Source organism: Sphingomonas sp. GW821-FHT04B01 (assembly GCF_059420425.1).
On sequence record NZ_JBWKTR010000001.1, the window covers coordinates 1 to 14,053 of the forward strand.

Annotated in this window: 14 protein-coding genes and 1 pseudogene; 4 read left to right on the top strand and 11 right to left on the bottom strand. The window is 68.6% G+C overall.

Annotated features, from left to right (window positions below):
• Positions 1–297: 297 nt before the first annotated feature.
• The gene (locus tag AC07UH_RS00005; RefSeq protein ID WP_495179778.1) at positions 298–1,782 is read left to right on the top strand and encodes a lipopolysaccharide biosynthesis protein; all 1,485 of its coding nucleotides are present in this window, start codon (positions 298–300) and stop codon (positions 1,780–1,782) included.
• Here the strand turns inward: AC07UH_RS00005 and AC07UH_RS00010 are convergent, their stop codons facing one another.
• The 6 genes and pseudogenes from AC07UH_RS00010 to AC07UH_RS00035 all read right to left on the bottom strand — a co-directional run.
• On the bottom strand, positions 1,783–2,211 hold the full coding sequence (locus AC07UH_RS00010) for a CBS domain-containing protein (protein ID WP_495179777.1): 429 nt from the start codon (positions 2,209–2,211) through the stop codon (positions 1,783–1,785).
• Between the two features lie 148 nt (positions 2,212–2,359).
• Positions 2,360–3,373, bottom strand: a complete 1,014-nt coding sequence (locus tag AC07UH_RS00015) for a DUF4167 domain-containing protein (protein WP_495179776.1) — start codon at positions 3,371–3,373, stop codon at positions 2,360–2,362.
• Positions 3,374–3,681: 308 nt separating this feature from the next.
• Positions 3,682–4,497, bottom strand: coding sequence for a peptide chain release factor N(5)-glutamine methyltransferase (gene prmC, locus AC07UH_RS00020; RefSeq protein WP_495179817.1), 816 nt, complete (start codon positions 4,495–4,497; stop codon positions 3,682–3,684).
• A 472-nt stretch (positions 4,498–4,969) separates the two neighbouring features.
• The gene (prfA, locus tag AC07UH_RS00025) at positions 4,970–6,049 is read right to left on the bottom strand and encodes a peptide chain release factor 1 (RefSeq protein WP_495179775.1); all 1,080 of its coding nucleotides are present in this window, start codon (positions 6,047–6,049) and stop codon (positions 4,970–4,972) included.
• A 37-nt stretch (positions 6,050–6,086) separates the two neighbouring features.
• Entirely contained in the window at positions 6,087–7,331 is a 1,245-nt protein-coding gene (hisS, locus tag AC07UH_RS00030; protein ID WP_495179774.1) for a histidine--tRNA ligase, read from the bottom strand.
• 36 nt (positions 7,332–7,367) lie between these two features.
• Positions 7,368–7,484: pseudogene (locus tag AC07UH_RS00035) on the bottom strand (hypothetical protein); the annotation flags it as partial.
• On the opposite strand from AC07UH_RS00035, the gene AC07UH_RS00040 reads away from it, so the two are divergent.
• The 3 genes from AC07UH_RS00040 to ppa all read left to right on the top strand — a co-directional run bounded on the left by AC07UH_RS00040 (position 7,451) and on the right by ppa (position 10,633).
• Positions 7,451–8,038: a DUF1345 domain-containing protein gene (locus AC07UH_RS00040; RefSeq protein WP_495193940.1), complete on the top strand. Its 588-nt coding sequence runs from the start codon at positions 7,451–7,453 to the stop codon at positions 8,036–8,038. The pseudogene AC07UH_RS00035 and the gene AC07UH_RS00040 sit on opposite strands and share 34 nt — an antisense overlap.
• A 67-nt stretch (positions 8,039–8,105) precedes the next feature.
• Positions 8,106–10,022, top strand: coding sequence for a M61 family metallopeptidase (locus AC07UH_RS00045; protein ID WP_038665108.1), 1,917 nt, complete (start codon positions 8,106–8,108; stop codon positions 10,020–10,022).
• A 32-nt stretch (positions 10,023–10,054) separates the two neighbouring features.
• Positions 10,055–10,633, top strand: a complete 579-nt coding sequence (gene ppa / locus AC07UH_RS00050; RefSeq protein ID WP_495179773.1) for an inorganic diphosphatase — start codon at positions 10,055–10,057, stop codon at positions 10,631–10,633.
• Positions 10,634–10,818: 185 nt separating this feature from the next.
• Here the strand turns inward: ppa and AC07UH_RS00055 are convergent, their stop codons facing one another.
• Genes AC07UH_RS00055 through ispG form a run of 5 tightly spaced genes read right to left on the bottom strand, consistent with a single transcriptional unit; the run spans position 10,819 to position 14,025 of the window.
• Positions 10,819–11,295: a GNAT family N-acetyltransferase gene (locus tag AC07UH_RS00055; RefSeq protein ID WP_495179772.1), complete on the bottom strand. Its 477-nt coding sequence runs from the start codon at positions 11,293–11,295 to the stop codon at positions 10,819–10,821.
• On the bottom strand, positions 11,292–12,185 hold the full coding sequence (locus AC07UH_RS00060) for a DMT family transporter (RefSeq protein ID WP_495179771.1): 894 nt from the start codon (positions 12,183–12,185) through the stop codon (positions 11,292–11,294). The genes AC07UH_RS00055 and AC07UH_RS00060 overlap by 4 nt, the downstream gene beginning before the upstream one ends.
• A complete protein-coding gene (locus tag AC07UH_RS00065; protein ID WP_249340739.1) occupies positions 12,182–12,559 on the bottom strand; it encodes a type II toxin-antitoxin system VapC family toxin in 378 nt (125 codons plus the stop codon). Before AC07UH_RS00065 ends, AC07UH_RS00060 begins: the two co-directional genes overlap by 4 nt.
• Complete coding sequence (locus AC07UH_RS00070) at positions 12,556–12,852, bottom strand: AbrB/MazE/SpoVT family DNA-binding domain-containing protein (protein WP_495179770.1); 297 nt, start codon at positions 12,850–12,852, stop codon at positions 12,556–12,558. The genes AC07UH_RS00065 and AC07UH_RS00070 overlap by 4 nt, the downstream gene beginning before the upstream one ends.
• Before the next feature lie 36 nt (positions 12,853–12,888).
• Positions 12,889–14,025 (bottom strand): flavodoxin-dependent (E)-4-hydroxy-3-methylbut-2-enyl-diphosphate synthase, encoded by a 1,137-nt coding sequence (ispG, locus tag AC07UH_RS00075; protein ID WP_495179769.1) that lies wholly within the window; start codon positions 14,023–14,025, stop codon positions 12,889–12,891.
• Positions 14,026–14,053 lie beyond the last annotated feature (28 nt).

The following is a 14,053-nucleotide window of genomic DNA, read 5'->3' on the forward strand; positions in this document are numbered from 1 at the left end:
CTTGAAACGCCGTAGACCGGAGCCGCCGCCCACATGTCCCTTCATCTGTTCAACAATGTCAAAGAGCCGACAAAAACCGACGCTTCGTCCAACCCTCTTTTTGGGAGGGCGACATCAGCGCCTTGATTTCGGTGACCGTAGAAGCGAACCGTGTGGTCCGTCGCTGCGGTGACGTCCCTCTAGGCGGGGTGTTCCGAGCCGTCAAACGCTTTTTGCATTTTTCCTGTCACAAATCTTCAAGCCTCGGATTTCCGGGGGTTTACGAGATGTGAAGAGCAAGGTCTGTACCGCCCCGTCATGGCGACCCCCCCCCCTCCCCGCACAGACGCCGCCGAATCGTTCGGTACGCAGGTGCGCCGTGCGGTGATCTGGCGCTCGGGAAGCCAGATCGGCGCGCAGATGGTGCAATGGGCGGCGACCTTCCTGGTGATCCGCATCCTCGATCCGCGCGACTACGGGCTTTACGCGATGACCGGGGTGATCCTCGTTTTTCTCAATATGCTCAACGGCTATGGGCTGGCGAGTGGATTGATCCAGCGGGACGACGTTTCGGCGCGGCAGGTGCGGCAATCGTTCGGGATGCTGATCGCGCTCAACCTCGTGCTGGCGATCGCGCAGGTCTCGATCGCGCCGCTCGCCGCGGCCTATTACCGGCAGCCGGAGGTCGCCGCGCTGCTGCGCGTCCAGGCGCTGATCTATCTCATCACCCCGTTCGCCGCGCTCCCTTATGCGCTGCTCAGCCGGGCGATGGAGTTCCGCAAGCAGGCGGCGGCCAATCTCGCCGCCTCGCTCGCCGGCGCGGGCGCGGCCTTGGGCGGCGCGCTGGCCGGATGGGGGGTGTGGACGCTCGTCTGGGCGCCGATCGCGCTCTACGCGGTGCGTGCGATCATGCTGACCTGGGCGGCGCGGTCGCTGATCTGGCCGAGCTTCGACTTCCGCGGCGCCGGTCATCTCGCGCGCTATGGCGGGATGATGGCGGCGGGACAGTTCTTCTGGTTCCTGCAGAGCCAGATCGACGTGTTCATCGCCGGCCGCCGGTTCGACCCGCACCAACTCGGCATCTACACCACAGCGCTGTTCCTCGCGCAGATCTTCGTCTCGAAGTTCGTGCCGCCGCTCAACGAGGTGGCGTTCAGCGCCTATGCGCGGATGCAGCATGACGAGGGCGCGGTCGCCCGCGCCTTCGTGCGCGCGGTGCGCGTCATCATGGTGCTCGCCTTGCCCTTCTACCTCGGTCTCGCGGCAACCGCCGAACCGCTGGTGCTGACGATGCTCGACGCCAAATGGGCGGAGGTGACGCCGGTCGTCCGGCTGATCGCGCTGGCGATGCCGTTCATGACGCTGCAAGTGCTCTATGCACCCGCCTGCGACGCGCGCGGCCGGCCGGGGATCGGCGCGCGCAACGGTGCGGTCGGCGCAATGCTGCTCGGATTCGCCTTCCTGATCGGCGTGCGTTGGGGACCGGTCGGGCTTGGCTGGAGCTGGATCGCCGCCTATCCGCTCTATCTGCTCGCAAGCAGCCGGCGGTCGTTGCCGGTGATCGGCGCGAGCGGTCGCGATCTCGTCGGCGCGATCGCGCCGTCGGCATGCGCCGCGATCGGCATGGCGCTGGTGGTGACGCTGGTCGACCGGCTGCTGCCGGCGCTGCCGCCGCCGCCCCGGCTGGCGGCGCTCGTCGCGGTCGGCGCCGCCACCTATGGTGCGTGGCTGGCGCTGTTCGCGCGCGGCACGATCCGCGAACTGATCGCCCTCGTCCGCAAACGGCCGCTGCCGGCGGCCTGATCAGCCGTGCTGGATATAGTCGCGCATCGCCGCGGCTTCCGCCTCGATCCGGTCGATGCGATATTTGACGAGATCGCCGATCGAGACGAAGCCGACCAGCCGCGCGCCCTCGACCACCGGCAGATGGCGGATGCGCCGCCGGGTCATCAGCGACAGGGCGCCGATCACCGGCTCGCCCGGCACGACCTGCTGCACCGGCTGCGTCATCACCTCGGCAAGCGCGAGATCGAGCGCCGCGACGCCATGCGCGGCGAGCGAATAGACGACGTCGCGTTCGGAGACGATGCCGACCACGCTGCCCGCGTCGATCACCGGCACCGCGCCGATCCGGCGTTCGGCGAGCAGCGCCACCGCCTGCCCCAAGGTCGCATCGCGCGGCAGCGAGACCACGTCGCCGCCCTTGTCGCGCAGGATTGCCGCGATCGTCATGCCATTCCTCTCCTTCGTTCCGACTCCGTACGATGCGAAGGCGGTTGCCGGCAGGAGACCACGTTTGCAGCGACTTGGCAAAGCGTCGGAAACGACGAAAGCCGGCTCCTCGCGGAACCGGCCTCCGGATCAGATCAGAACGATCCGCTCACTCCGCGGCGGGAACGTCCGCGGCGGGGGTGCGCACGCGGCGGCGACGCGGCTTGGGCGCCTCGTCCCCGGCGTCGTTGGCGGCGGAGATGTTGAGCGACGGCGGCAGACGATCGGCATCGACGCCATTGCTCTCCGGCGCCTCGGCGACCGGTGCGGCCGGCGCCTCGGGTGCGACAGCGGCCTCGGGCGCAACATCGGCCTGCGCGTCGCGGCGCGGACGGCCCCGACGCGGGCGCGGTGCGAGCACCGGCGAATCCGCCTCAAGCACCGCTTCGGTCCGCTCCTGCAGATTCTCGCCCTCGGCGAGCGGATCGGCACGGCGCTGGCCGGCGACTTCGACCGGCTGTTCGGCCGCCTCGAACCGGGGGCGGCGGACGCGATCCTCGCGCTGCGGGCGATCCTCGCGCTGCTGCTGCGGACGATCCTCTCGGGCCGAGCGCTCCTCGCGCTGCTGCGGGCGATCGTCGCGGCTGGCGTCGCGGCCGGAATCGCGATTGCCGTCGCGCTGGCCGCGGTCGTCGCGATTGCCGCGGTCCTCCCACTGACGTGCCTGGCGCTGCGGCCGGTCGTCGCGATTGCCGCGGTCGTCGCGCTGCTGGTCGCCGCGCGCCTGACCCTGCTGGTCACGCTGATCGTTGCCGTCCTGCTCGCCGGCGCGGATCGGTTCGCCCTCGTCGCCGTAATCGTCGTCGTCGTTGAGATCGAACGGCTGCTGGCGCTTGGGCTGGCTGTTGTCCTCGAACCGGCCGCGCTGGTCGGCGATCACGCGGAAATAATGATCCGCGAACTGGAGGTAATATTCGGTGGTGACGCGATCGCCCTGGCGCTGTGCCTCGCCGGCGAGGTTCTTGTACTTTTCGAACAACTGGTTCGCGTTGCCGCGTGCGCGGCTGTCGATGCGGTTGCCGTTGTCGGGCCGACCCTGGCCGCCCTGACGGGGACCGTTATTGCCACCATTGTTACCGCCACGACCGCGACGGCGGCCGTTCTGCTGCCGATTGTTGATCAAGCTACTGTCCCATGATCAGAGTATAAATGGTCCCTGGAAAACCAATCCGGTCGATCGCGGCCAATCCCGCATCGACCTGCCCGACCCGGCATCCGCCAGCCGAACAACGCGCCCTTCCGGGTCGCCGCGTGCCATAAGCGCCGCTCGAGCCTGCCACGGCCACCGATGGTCGGTGGCGACATGACGAAGGATGCGGGTCACCGCGTGCCGATCAACCTGCCAATGCTGATGCTGCGTGCCCCGGCCCGACCAATAGCTGGCGTGAGGCAGGTCCGACAAGCGAAATATGAGGGCCGGCCACGCTTCTTTCAACCCCGAGGCGCGAGCCGGACGAGCAGGCAGCGGTCGCGCCCGCCGAGATCGCGGTGGATCTGGCTGGTCAGCCCCTGGCGAGCGAACAAGGCGGCGACCGATTTTGCCTGGGTATGACCGATTTCCACGGCGGCGCAGCCACTTGGCGCGATCAGCCGCGGCAGTTGCCGGGCGAGGACGCGATAGTCGTCGAGGCCGTCGGCACCGGCGAACAAGGCGCTGGCGGGCTCGTGCGCGCGGACCTCGTCGGGGAGGGTTTCGCCGGTGCCGATATAGGGCGGATTGGCGAGGACGAGGTCGAAACGGGCGTCGAGCGCCGCCGCCCAATCGCCGCGGACGAAGCGCGCACGGTCCGCCATGCCGAGCCGCTCCGCATTGCGGCGGGCATAATCGAGCGCCACCGCCGAACGGTCGATGCCGAGGCCACGCGCCGGCCATTCGTCGAGCGCGGCGAGCAGCAGCGTGCCGGGGCCGGTGCCGAGATCGAGCACCGTCGTGGGCGCATCGCCGCCGAAATGGCCGGCGGCCGCGATCAGCAGCGTCTCGCTGTCGGGGCGCGGCACCAGCGCGCCGGGACCGACGGCGAGGTCGATCGTCCAAAAGCCGCGCGTGCCGGTGATATAGGCGACCGGCTCGTGCGCCGCGCGGCGGTCGACCAGCGCGGCGAAGCCGGGCGGAACGGCGCGCGCCATGTCGAGCAGCAGCCGGCTGCGCTCGATGCCGAGCGCGTGCGCCATCAGCAGCTCGGCGTCGAGGCGTGCGGTCGGAGAGAAAGCGAGGCGCGCGGTTGCTTCGGCGAGCGCGGCGCGCATGGCGGCGGGGTTGGGGGTGGTCACGCCGTCATGGCCCCTTCCTCAGTCATGTCGGAGCATGCCGGAGGACATGATTGCGGGCGACCGATGGCGCGCAGCCATGTGGACGACATCGCATCCATGGGTCCCGGCATGCACCGGGATGACGATCGGGGTGGGGTGAACGCACGGGCGGGACGAAAGGCGGAGTCGGCAGTACCCCTCCCCTCGTCATCCCCGCGCAGGCGGAGATCCATAAACGCTGACGGTATCGATAGATGCGCGGCGTCAGCGGGTATGGATCCCCGCCTGCGCGGGGATGACAGCGGAAGGTGGGGAGGCGCGCCATATGCGCGATACGTTGGCCGAGTAGTTGGCAGGGCGGTGAGCGGTGGACGAGGGCGGACGGCAGCGCTCATCCACGTGGACATCGCGTCCATGCGTGCCGGCTTCCGCCAGGATGACGAAGGGCATCCGCAGCGGTCCGCCCGCATCACCCGTCGAGCGAGGCCAGCCGCTCCGCCTCGTCCTGCGCGATCAGCGCGCCGATCAGTTCGTCCATCTCGCCTTCGAGGATCTCGGGCAGGCGGTGCAGCGTCAGGTTGATGCGGTGATCGGTCACCCGCCCCTGCGGAAAATTGTAGGTGCGGATCCGCTCCGACCGGTCGCCCGAGCCGACCATCGCGCGGCGCGTCCCCGACCGCTCGTTGGCGAGCCGCTCGCGCTCCGCCTCGTAGAGCCGGGTGCGCAGGACCTTCAGCGCCTTGGCCTTGTTCTTGTGCTGCGACTTCTCGTCCTGCTGGATGACGACGAGGCCCGTGGGCAGATGGGTGATGCGCACCGCGCTGTCGGTGGTGTTGACCGACTGGCCGCCGGGGCCGGACGAGCGATAGACGTCGATGCGCAGGTCCTTCGCCTCGTCGATACGGACGTCGACGTCCTCCGCCTCGGGCAGCACCGCGACCGTCGCCGCCGAGGTGTGGATGCGCCCGCCCGCCTCGGTGGCGGGGACGCGCTGGACGCGGTGGACGCCCGCCTCGAACTTGAGCTTCGCGAACACGCCGGTGCCGGTGACCGAGGCGACGACCTCCTTGAAGCCGCCCGCATCCGACGACGAGCCGCTGATCAGCTCGACGCGCCAGCCCTGCCGCTCGGCATAGCGCTGGTACATGCGGAACAGGTCGCCGGCGAACAGCGCCGCCTCGTCGCCGCCGGTGCCGGCGCGGATCTCGAGCATCGCGGCGCGCGCATCGGCGGCGTCGCGCGGCAGCAGCGCCAGCGCAAGCCGGCGGTCGGCGGCGTCGAGCGCGGTGCGATTGTCGCGCAGCTCCTCGGCCGCCATCAGCCGCAATTCCTCGTCGCCGGTGTCCTCCGCCATATAGGCTAGGCTGTCCGCTTCCTGGCGCAGGCGGCGCACCTCGCCGGCCGCCGCGGCGACGGGTTCGAGCTCGGCATATTCCTTCGACACCGCGACGAAGCGATCGGACGGCAGGTCGCCGGTCGCCATCAGCGCCTGCAATTCATCACGCCGCGCCTCGATCTGCGCGATTCGTTCGGGGGAGATGGTGGTCATCCGATCCTCCCCGACACCGGGAGGATTGCGAGCGCGCTCATCGCAGCGCCTCGGCGAGAGCGGCGAAGGCGACCTGCCGCTGATCGCCGCTGGCGAGCGTCTTCACGGTCGCGACGCCGGCGGCGAGTTCGTCGTCGCCGATGATGAGCGCATGACGGGCACCGAGCGCGTCCGCCTTGGCGAGCCGCTGCTTCATCTTGCCCTTATAGGCCATGTCGACCGCGACGCCGGCGCGGCGCAGCTCGGCGACGAGGCCGAGCACGCGCGCTTCCGCCGCCGCGCCCATCGGCACGACCACCGCGTCGATCGTCGGCGCCGCCGGCTCGTCCAGCAGCATCGCGAGCCGCTCGACCCCCGCCGCCCAGCCTACGCCCGGGGTCGGCGCGCCGCCGAGGCTCTCGACCAATCCGTCGTAGCGGCCGCCCGCCAGCACCGTCCCCTGCGCGCCGAGCCGGTCGGTGACGAATTCGAATGCGGTGTGGCGGTAATAATCGAGGCCGCGCACCAGCCGCGCGTTGCGCGTCCAGGCGACACCCGCCGCATCCAGTCCCGCCGTCACTGCATCGAAGAACGCGCGCGCCGCATCGGTCAGATAGGCGTCGATGTCCGGCGCAGCATCGGCGATCGGCCGGTCGCGCGGGTCCTTCGAATCGAGGATGCGCATCGGGTTCTTGTCGAGCCGGGTCAGGCTGTCCTCGGACAGTTCGCTCCGGTGCGCCTCGAAATGCGCGACCAGACCGGCGCGCCATGCCTCGCGCGTCTCGGCATCGCCCAAGGTGTTGAGCTGCAACGTCACGCCATCGGCGATGCCGAGCTCGCGCAGCAGCTGGTCCGCCATCACCAGCAATTCGACGTCCGCCGCCGGCTCCACCGCGCCGAGGATCTCGGCGTCGATCTGGTGGAACTGGCGGTATCGCCCCTTCTGCGGACGCTCGTAGCGAAACACCGCACCGCTCGTCGTGATCTTGAGCGGCGCATATTGCTGCCAGCCCTCGGTCAGGAAGGCGCGGGCGATCCCCGCGGTGAACTCCGGGCGCAGCGTCAGCGAATCGCCGCCGCGATCGGGGAAGGTGTACATCTCCTTCGACACGACGTCGGTGGTCTCGCCGATCGAGCGCGCGAACACCTCGGTCGCCTCGAAGACGGGCAGGTCGACGCGGCCGAAGCAATACAGATGCCGCACGCGCTCGAACGTCGCGAGCACATAAGCGAAGCGGCGCTGGTCGTCGCCGAAGATGTCCTGGGTTCCGCGCACCCGGCGCGGCGTTTCGATACGGGCCATATGCGGGCGCTATCTAGGCGAGCCCGCGGCCAAGCGCTAGCACCCCAACGATGACCGACCGTCAAGCCTATTGGGGAATCGGCAGCCGCATCGCGCCGCCGCGGTTCGCGCTGTTCGCGATCGTCTTCGTCGCGGGGCTGGCGGGGCTGATCCCCGTGCTGGGCCGCGGCCGCGGGCTGATGGCGGCGTTCGACATCGCCGCGATCGTCTTCCTCCTCGCCGTCTCGACGCTGTTCCGCCACGGCGAGGCGGCACGGATGCGGCGTTCGGCGCGCGACAACGACGCCAATCGCGCTGCGCTGCTGGCGGTCACCGCGGCGACGATGGTGGTGATCCTGGTCGCGGTCGCCGGCGAACTGAAGGGGCGCAACGACGCTTATGCGATCGTGCTGGTGATCGCGACGCTGGCGCTGGCGTGGCTGTTCGTCAACATGGTCTATGCGATGCATTACGCGCATCTGTTCTACAGCGCGGGCGAGGACGGGAAGGACGAGGGCGGACTCGACTTCCCCGACTGCAAGGAGCCCGATTACTGGGACTTCCTCTATTTCAGCGCGACGCTGGGCATGACGTTCCAGACGTCGGACGTGCAGATCGGCTCGCGGCGCATCCGGCGGGTGGTGCTGGGCCATACGCTCGCGGCGTTCGTGTTCAATCTCGGCGTGGTGGCGTTCACCGTCAACGTATTGGGCGGCGGCGGCGGGTAAAGGACTGGACGGGTGACCTTTCGGCCGCTTACACATTGCCGCAACATTCTTTCGTCGAAAGCCCTCCATGATCCGCAAGCTCGTCGTCGCGTCCCTCTTCCTGTCCGCCGCCGCGCCGGCGCTGGCGCAGGTCCCCGCCGGCAATAGCGCGCCGCAACCATCGCCCTTCGTCGACACGATCCCGGCGCCGCGCGACGTGCCCTATCCCGGCACGCTGAAGGTCGAGGTCGACGCGACCGACACCGAGCGCGGCATCTTCCGCGTGCATGAGACGATCCCCGTCGCCAAGGCGGGCGCGATGGCGCTGCTGTTCCCCAAATGGCTGCCCGGCGCGCATTCGCCGCGCGGCGAGATCGAGAAGCTCGCCGGTCTGGTGATCCGCGGCAACGGCCGCATCCTGCCGTGGACGCGCGATCCGGTCGACGTCTTCGCCTTCCACATCGACGTGCCCGCCGGCGTGCGCACGCTCGACGTCGAATTCCAGTTCCTGTCGGCCACCAAGCCCGACCAGGGCCGCATCGCGGTGACGCCCAACCTGATCAGCCTGCAGCCCAATTCGGTCAGCCTCTATCCGGCCGGCTATTTCACCCGCCAGATCCCGATCCAGATGACGGTCAAGTTCCCGACCGGCTGGACCGCGGCGGGCGCGGTGCCCGCCAAGGCGGTCGGCTCGACCTACGCCTATGACAAGACCAATTACGAGGTGCTGGTCGATTCGCCGATGCTCGCCGGCCGCTACGGCAAGACCTGGCCGCTCAGCGACCGGGTGAAGCTCAACGTCTTCGCCGATTCGCCCGAGTTGCTCGCCGCCAAGCCCGAACAGATCGACGCGCACAAGCGGCTCGTCGAACAGGCGGTGAAGACCTTCGGTGCGCAGCATTACGACCATTACGAATTCCTGCTGTCGCTCTCCGACCAGCTTGGCGGCATCGGCCTCGAACATCATCGCAGCTCGGAAAACGGCTCGCGGCCGACCTATTTCACCGAATGGGACAGCAACGTCGCCGCACGCAATCTGCTGCCGCACGAATTCACCCATAGCTGGGACGGCAAGTTCCGCCGCGGCGCCGATCTGTGGACGCCCGATTACCGTACGCCGATGCGCGGCTCGCTGCTCTGGGTCTACGAGGGACAGACGCAATTTTGGGGCTATGTTCTCCAGGCGCGCTCCGGGCTGGTCAGCAAGCAGGACACGCTCGACGCTTATGCCGGCATCGCCGGCCTCTACGATCTCGCGCCGGCACGCCAGTGGCGCGATCTGGTCGACACCACCAACGATCCGGTGATTTCGGCCCGCCGGCCCAAGGGCTGGACGAGCTGGCAGCGGTCGGAGGATTATTACAACGAAGGCCTGATGGTCTGGATGGAGGTCGACGCGATGCTCCGCCAGCAGTCGGGCGGAACCAAGTCGATCGACGATTTCGCCCGCGCCTTCTTCGGCGTGCGCGACGGCGACTGGGGCGAGCTGACCTATCGCTTCGAGGATGTCGCCGCGACGCTCAACGCGATCCAGCCCTATGACTGGGCGGGCTTCCTGCGCAAGCGGATCACCGAGACCGGCCAGCCCGCGCCGGTCAAGGGCTTCGCGATGAACGGCTATACACTCGTTTACGGTCCCGAGCCGACCAAGTATTTCACCAATGCCGAGAAGAGCGGCACGATCAACGTCACCTATTCGATCGGTCTGTCGATCGGCAAGGACGGCGAAGTCGGGCAGGTGATCTGGGATTCGCCGGCATTCAAGGCGGGACTCGATGTCGGCACCGTGATCCAGGCGGTGAACGACACCGCCTATAGCGGCGATGCCATGAAAGCAGCGATCGTCAATGCCCAGACGTCCAAGCAACCGATCCGATTATTGCTCAAGAATGGGCCACGGTACCGCGAAGTCGCCATCGACTATCACGGCGGCCCGCGGTATCCGCACTTGCAGAAGACCGGCACGGGCGAGACCGGGCTCGACAAGCTGTTGGCGCCGCGCTGAGGGGCGGCGGCCAAGAATTGTGAAGGACATGCATGCGTATTGATCTGATTCCGGTCGGCAAGAACCCGCCCGACGACCTCAACGTCATCATCGAGGTGCCGACCGGCGGCGAGCCGGTGAAGTACGAATTCGACAAGGCGTCGGGCGCGTTGTTCGTCGATCGCATCCTGCACACGCCGATGCGCTATCCGGCCAATTACGGCTTCGTGCCGCACACGCTGTCGCCCGACGGCGATCCGCTCGATGCGCTGGTGATCGCGCGCTCGCCGTTCATCCCCGGCTGCGTCGTCCGCGCCCGGCCGATCGCGGTGCTCAACCTCGAGGACGAGGCCGGCGGCGACGAGAAGCTCGTCTGCGTCCCCGTCGACGAGGTCTTCCCTTATTATTCGAACGTCGGCGGCCGCGCCGACGTGCCGGAGATCGTGTTCGAGCAGATCGAGCATTTCTTCACGCACTATAAGGACCTGGAGAAGAAGAAGTGGGTGCGCGTCGGCACCTGGGGCGACCGCGAAGAGGCGCGCCGCATCGTCCGCGAGGCGATCGAGCGCTACGACGACGCCAAGGCGCAGGGCGAAGAGCCGCACGAATATGAGGTTCCGGGCCGCGACTGAGCGACGCGGGGCGCGGCCGTCGGTCGCGCCCCGATCTGCCCCCTGAGAGACGACCCGTACCCCAACCGTTCGCCCTGAGCCTGTCGAAGGGCAGCTTGCGATCGGGACCATGGGCTTCGACAGGCTCAGCCCGAACGGTGGTGGCGACGGACGGGTCAATCGACACGCCGGCGGGGCGCCTCGCGTCAGCCGCCGCTTGCCGCCAGCCGCTTCAGCGCGTCGCCGCTGACCCGCTGGATCGTCCAGTCCTCCATCCCCACCGCGCCGATCCGGCGATAGACGGCGATGGCGTCGGCGTTCCAGTTGAGCACCGACCATTCGAACCGCGCACAGCCGCGCGCCACCGCCAGCGCGGCGAGATGGCGCAGCAAGGCGCCGCCGACGCCCTTTCCCCGCGCGTCGGGCGTCACGTACAGATCCTCCAGATACAGCCCGCGCCGTCCCGCCCAGGTCGAGAAATTGTGGAAAAACACCGCGAAGCCGAGCGGCCCGGTGTCGTCCTCGGCGATCACCGCCTCCGCGGCCGGCTGCGCGCCGAACAGCGCCTCGTGCAGCGTCGCCTCCGTCGCCTCGACCGCATCGGGTTCGCGCTCGAACGCAGCGAGCTCGCGGACGAAGCGCAGAATGACGGCGATGTCGGCAGGCGTGGCGGGGCGGATCATAAGGCGGCTTCCGTTTGCGGGCCCGGCGCGGGCTTGCGGATCGCGACGAGGCAGCCGGCGATGATGAACAGCGCACCGGCGACCGTATAGGGCGAGACGCGCTCGGCGAAGGCCAGCCAGCCGAACAGCGCCGACCAGACGAAGGCGGTATATTCGGTCGGCGCGAGCACCTGCGCCTCGGCACGGCCATAGGCCCAGGCGAGCGCGACCGCCGAGATCGAGCCGAGCAGCGCCGCACCGAACACGACGGGCAGTTGATCGGTCGTCGGCACGCTACCGAACCACGGCGCGGCGACCAGCAGGAGCACGCTCAGCACGACGCTGGTGAACAGCGCCACTTCGAGCGGATCGGCGGCCTGCGCCTGCTGACGCAGCAGGATCAGGCTGACCGCATAGATCACCGAGGCGGCGAGGATCGCGACGCTGCCCATCACCACCGCATCGGAGGCATGCGCCTGCACCTGCCCGGCGGCGATGATCAGCACGCCGAGGCTGGCGACGAGCGACCCGCCGATCGCGGCGCGGCGGATGCGCTCGCCCAGCGTTAGCCCGGCGAGGAACAAGGCGATCAGCGGCGCCAGGAATGTCAGCGCGACGCCCTGCGCCATCGGCACGCGTGCCAGCCCCCAGAAGAACAGCAGCACCGACGCCCCGCCGGTCGCGCCGCGCGCGACGTGCAATCGCAACGCCTTCGCCCCGGGCCAGCGCATCCGCCGCGCGAGGAAGACCGGCAAGAGCAAGGCGACCCCGGCGAGCGATCGCCAGAGCACCGCGGCATAGGCGCCGCTTGCGATCGACAGCCCCTTCATCAGCGTATCCATCGCCGAATAGACGGCGATGCCGGCCGCCGCGACGGCGAAGGCGGCAGGCGGCGAAACCTCGCGCTTCATCGAATCAAGCAGATGTCGAGATCCAGACCCAGCGCGCTCCACTTCGTGTCCGCGGTCAGTACCGCACCCCCTGTCGCCAGAGCGAGCGAAAGGCACGCGCGATCCGCAAAGGACGTATCGGTGCCGTGCAACCGCGGGTGCAAGGCAGCGGAGACCCGTGCCTGACCGGCATCGAACGGCACGACGATGATCTGCAATTTGGTCAGTTGCTCCTCGATCGCCGCTGGATCGAGTCCGCGGCGTGCGACCTTGTGCAGGATCTCATCGAGATTGACCGCGCTGAACAGCGCACCGCGACAGTGCGCCAATACCATCGCACTGCCGGGCTCTTCAAAGATCATGGCCAGCACCGCCGACGCATCGACGACCGTCACCGCTGGCGCGCCTGCCAAGCCTCGTCCCGGGCGGCCTCTCGGCGTGCCTCGTCGCGGCGATCGGCGATCAGCTCGTCGACCACGCTGCTGCTGCCCGCCCCGTCCCCACCGCGCATATCACGGAACCGCTGCTGTGCTTCGCGGGCAACCTGCGCATAGGTCTTCAAGACGATTGCACCTGCCGCATCACGCTCGACGACGAGCGAGTCGCCCCGCTTGATGTCGAGTTCGCGACGGATGTTCGCCGGGATGACGACCTTGCCGCCATCGATCACCTTGGCCTGTTGGGTCATGCCGAGTCTCCTGATACCCGGCCCGTACCACAGGACCTATTCCGCCGCCACGACCTGCGGCGCCTGCGCCGCCGCGTCCGCCGCCTCGATCTCCGCCGCCTTGGCCTCGACCAGCCGGACGATATGGTCGATCATCCCCTCGTCCTGGACGTGATGGTCGGTGACGCCCGACAGATAGACCATGTGCTTGCCGTTGCCGCCGCCGGTGATACCGATGTCGGTCTCGCGCGCCTCGCCGGGGCCGTTGACGACGCAGCCGAGCACCGACAGGCTCATCGGCGTGCGGATATGCTGGAGCCGCTCCTCCAGCGCCTGCACGGTGCGGATCACATCGAATCCCTGCCGCGAACAGCTCGGGCAGCTCACCACGCGCACACCGCGGTTGCGGATGCCGAGCGCCTTCAGCATCTCGAACCCGACGCGCACCTCGTCCTCGGGCTCGGCCGACAACGAGACGCGGATCGTGTCGCCGATCCCGTACCAGAGCAGGCTGCCGATGCCGATCGCCGACTTGACCGTGCCGCCGACGAAGCCGCCCGCTTCGGTGATGCCGAGGTGCAGCGGGCAATCCACCGCCTCGGCGAGCTGCTGATAGGCGGCGACCGCGAGGAACAGGTCGGACGCCTTCACCGCCACCTTGTATTCGTGGAAATCGTGGTCCTGGAGCAGCTTGATATGATCAAGCGCGCTTTCCACCAGCGCATCCGGGCACGGCTCGCCATATTTCTCGAGCAGATCCTTCTCGAGGCTGCCGCCGTTGACGCCGATGCGGATCGAACAGCCGTTCGCCTTGGCGGCGCGTACCACCTCGGCGACGCGCTCGCTGCTGCCGATATTGCCCGGGTTGATCCGCAGGCAGGCGGCGCCCGCGTCGGCGGCTTCCAGCGCGCGTTTGTAGTGGAAATGGATGTCGGCGACGATCGGCACGTTCGAGCCGCGCACGATCTGCTTCAGCGCGGCGGTCGAATCGACGTCGGGGCAGGAGACGCGGATGATGTCGACCCCCGCCTCCTCGCACCGCCGGATCTGGTCAAGCGTCGCGCGGATATCGGGCGTCGGCGTATTGGTCATCGTCTGCACGGTGACCGGGGCGTCGCCACCCACGGGAACGTTGCCGACCATGATCTGGCGGCTCGGACGGCGGACGATATCGCGCCACGGACGTAAGGACATGGGGCTTATATACAGCAGCCGGGTTGCG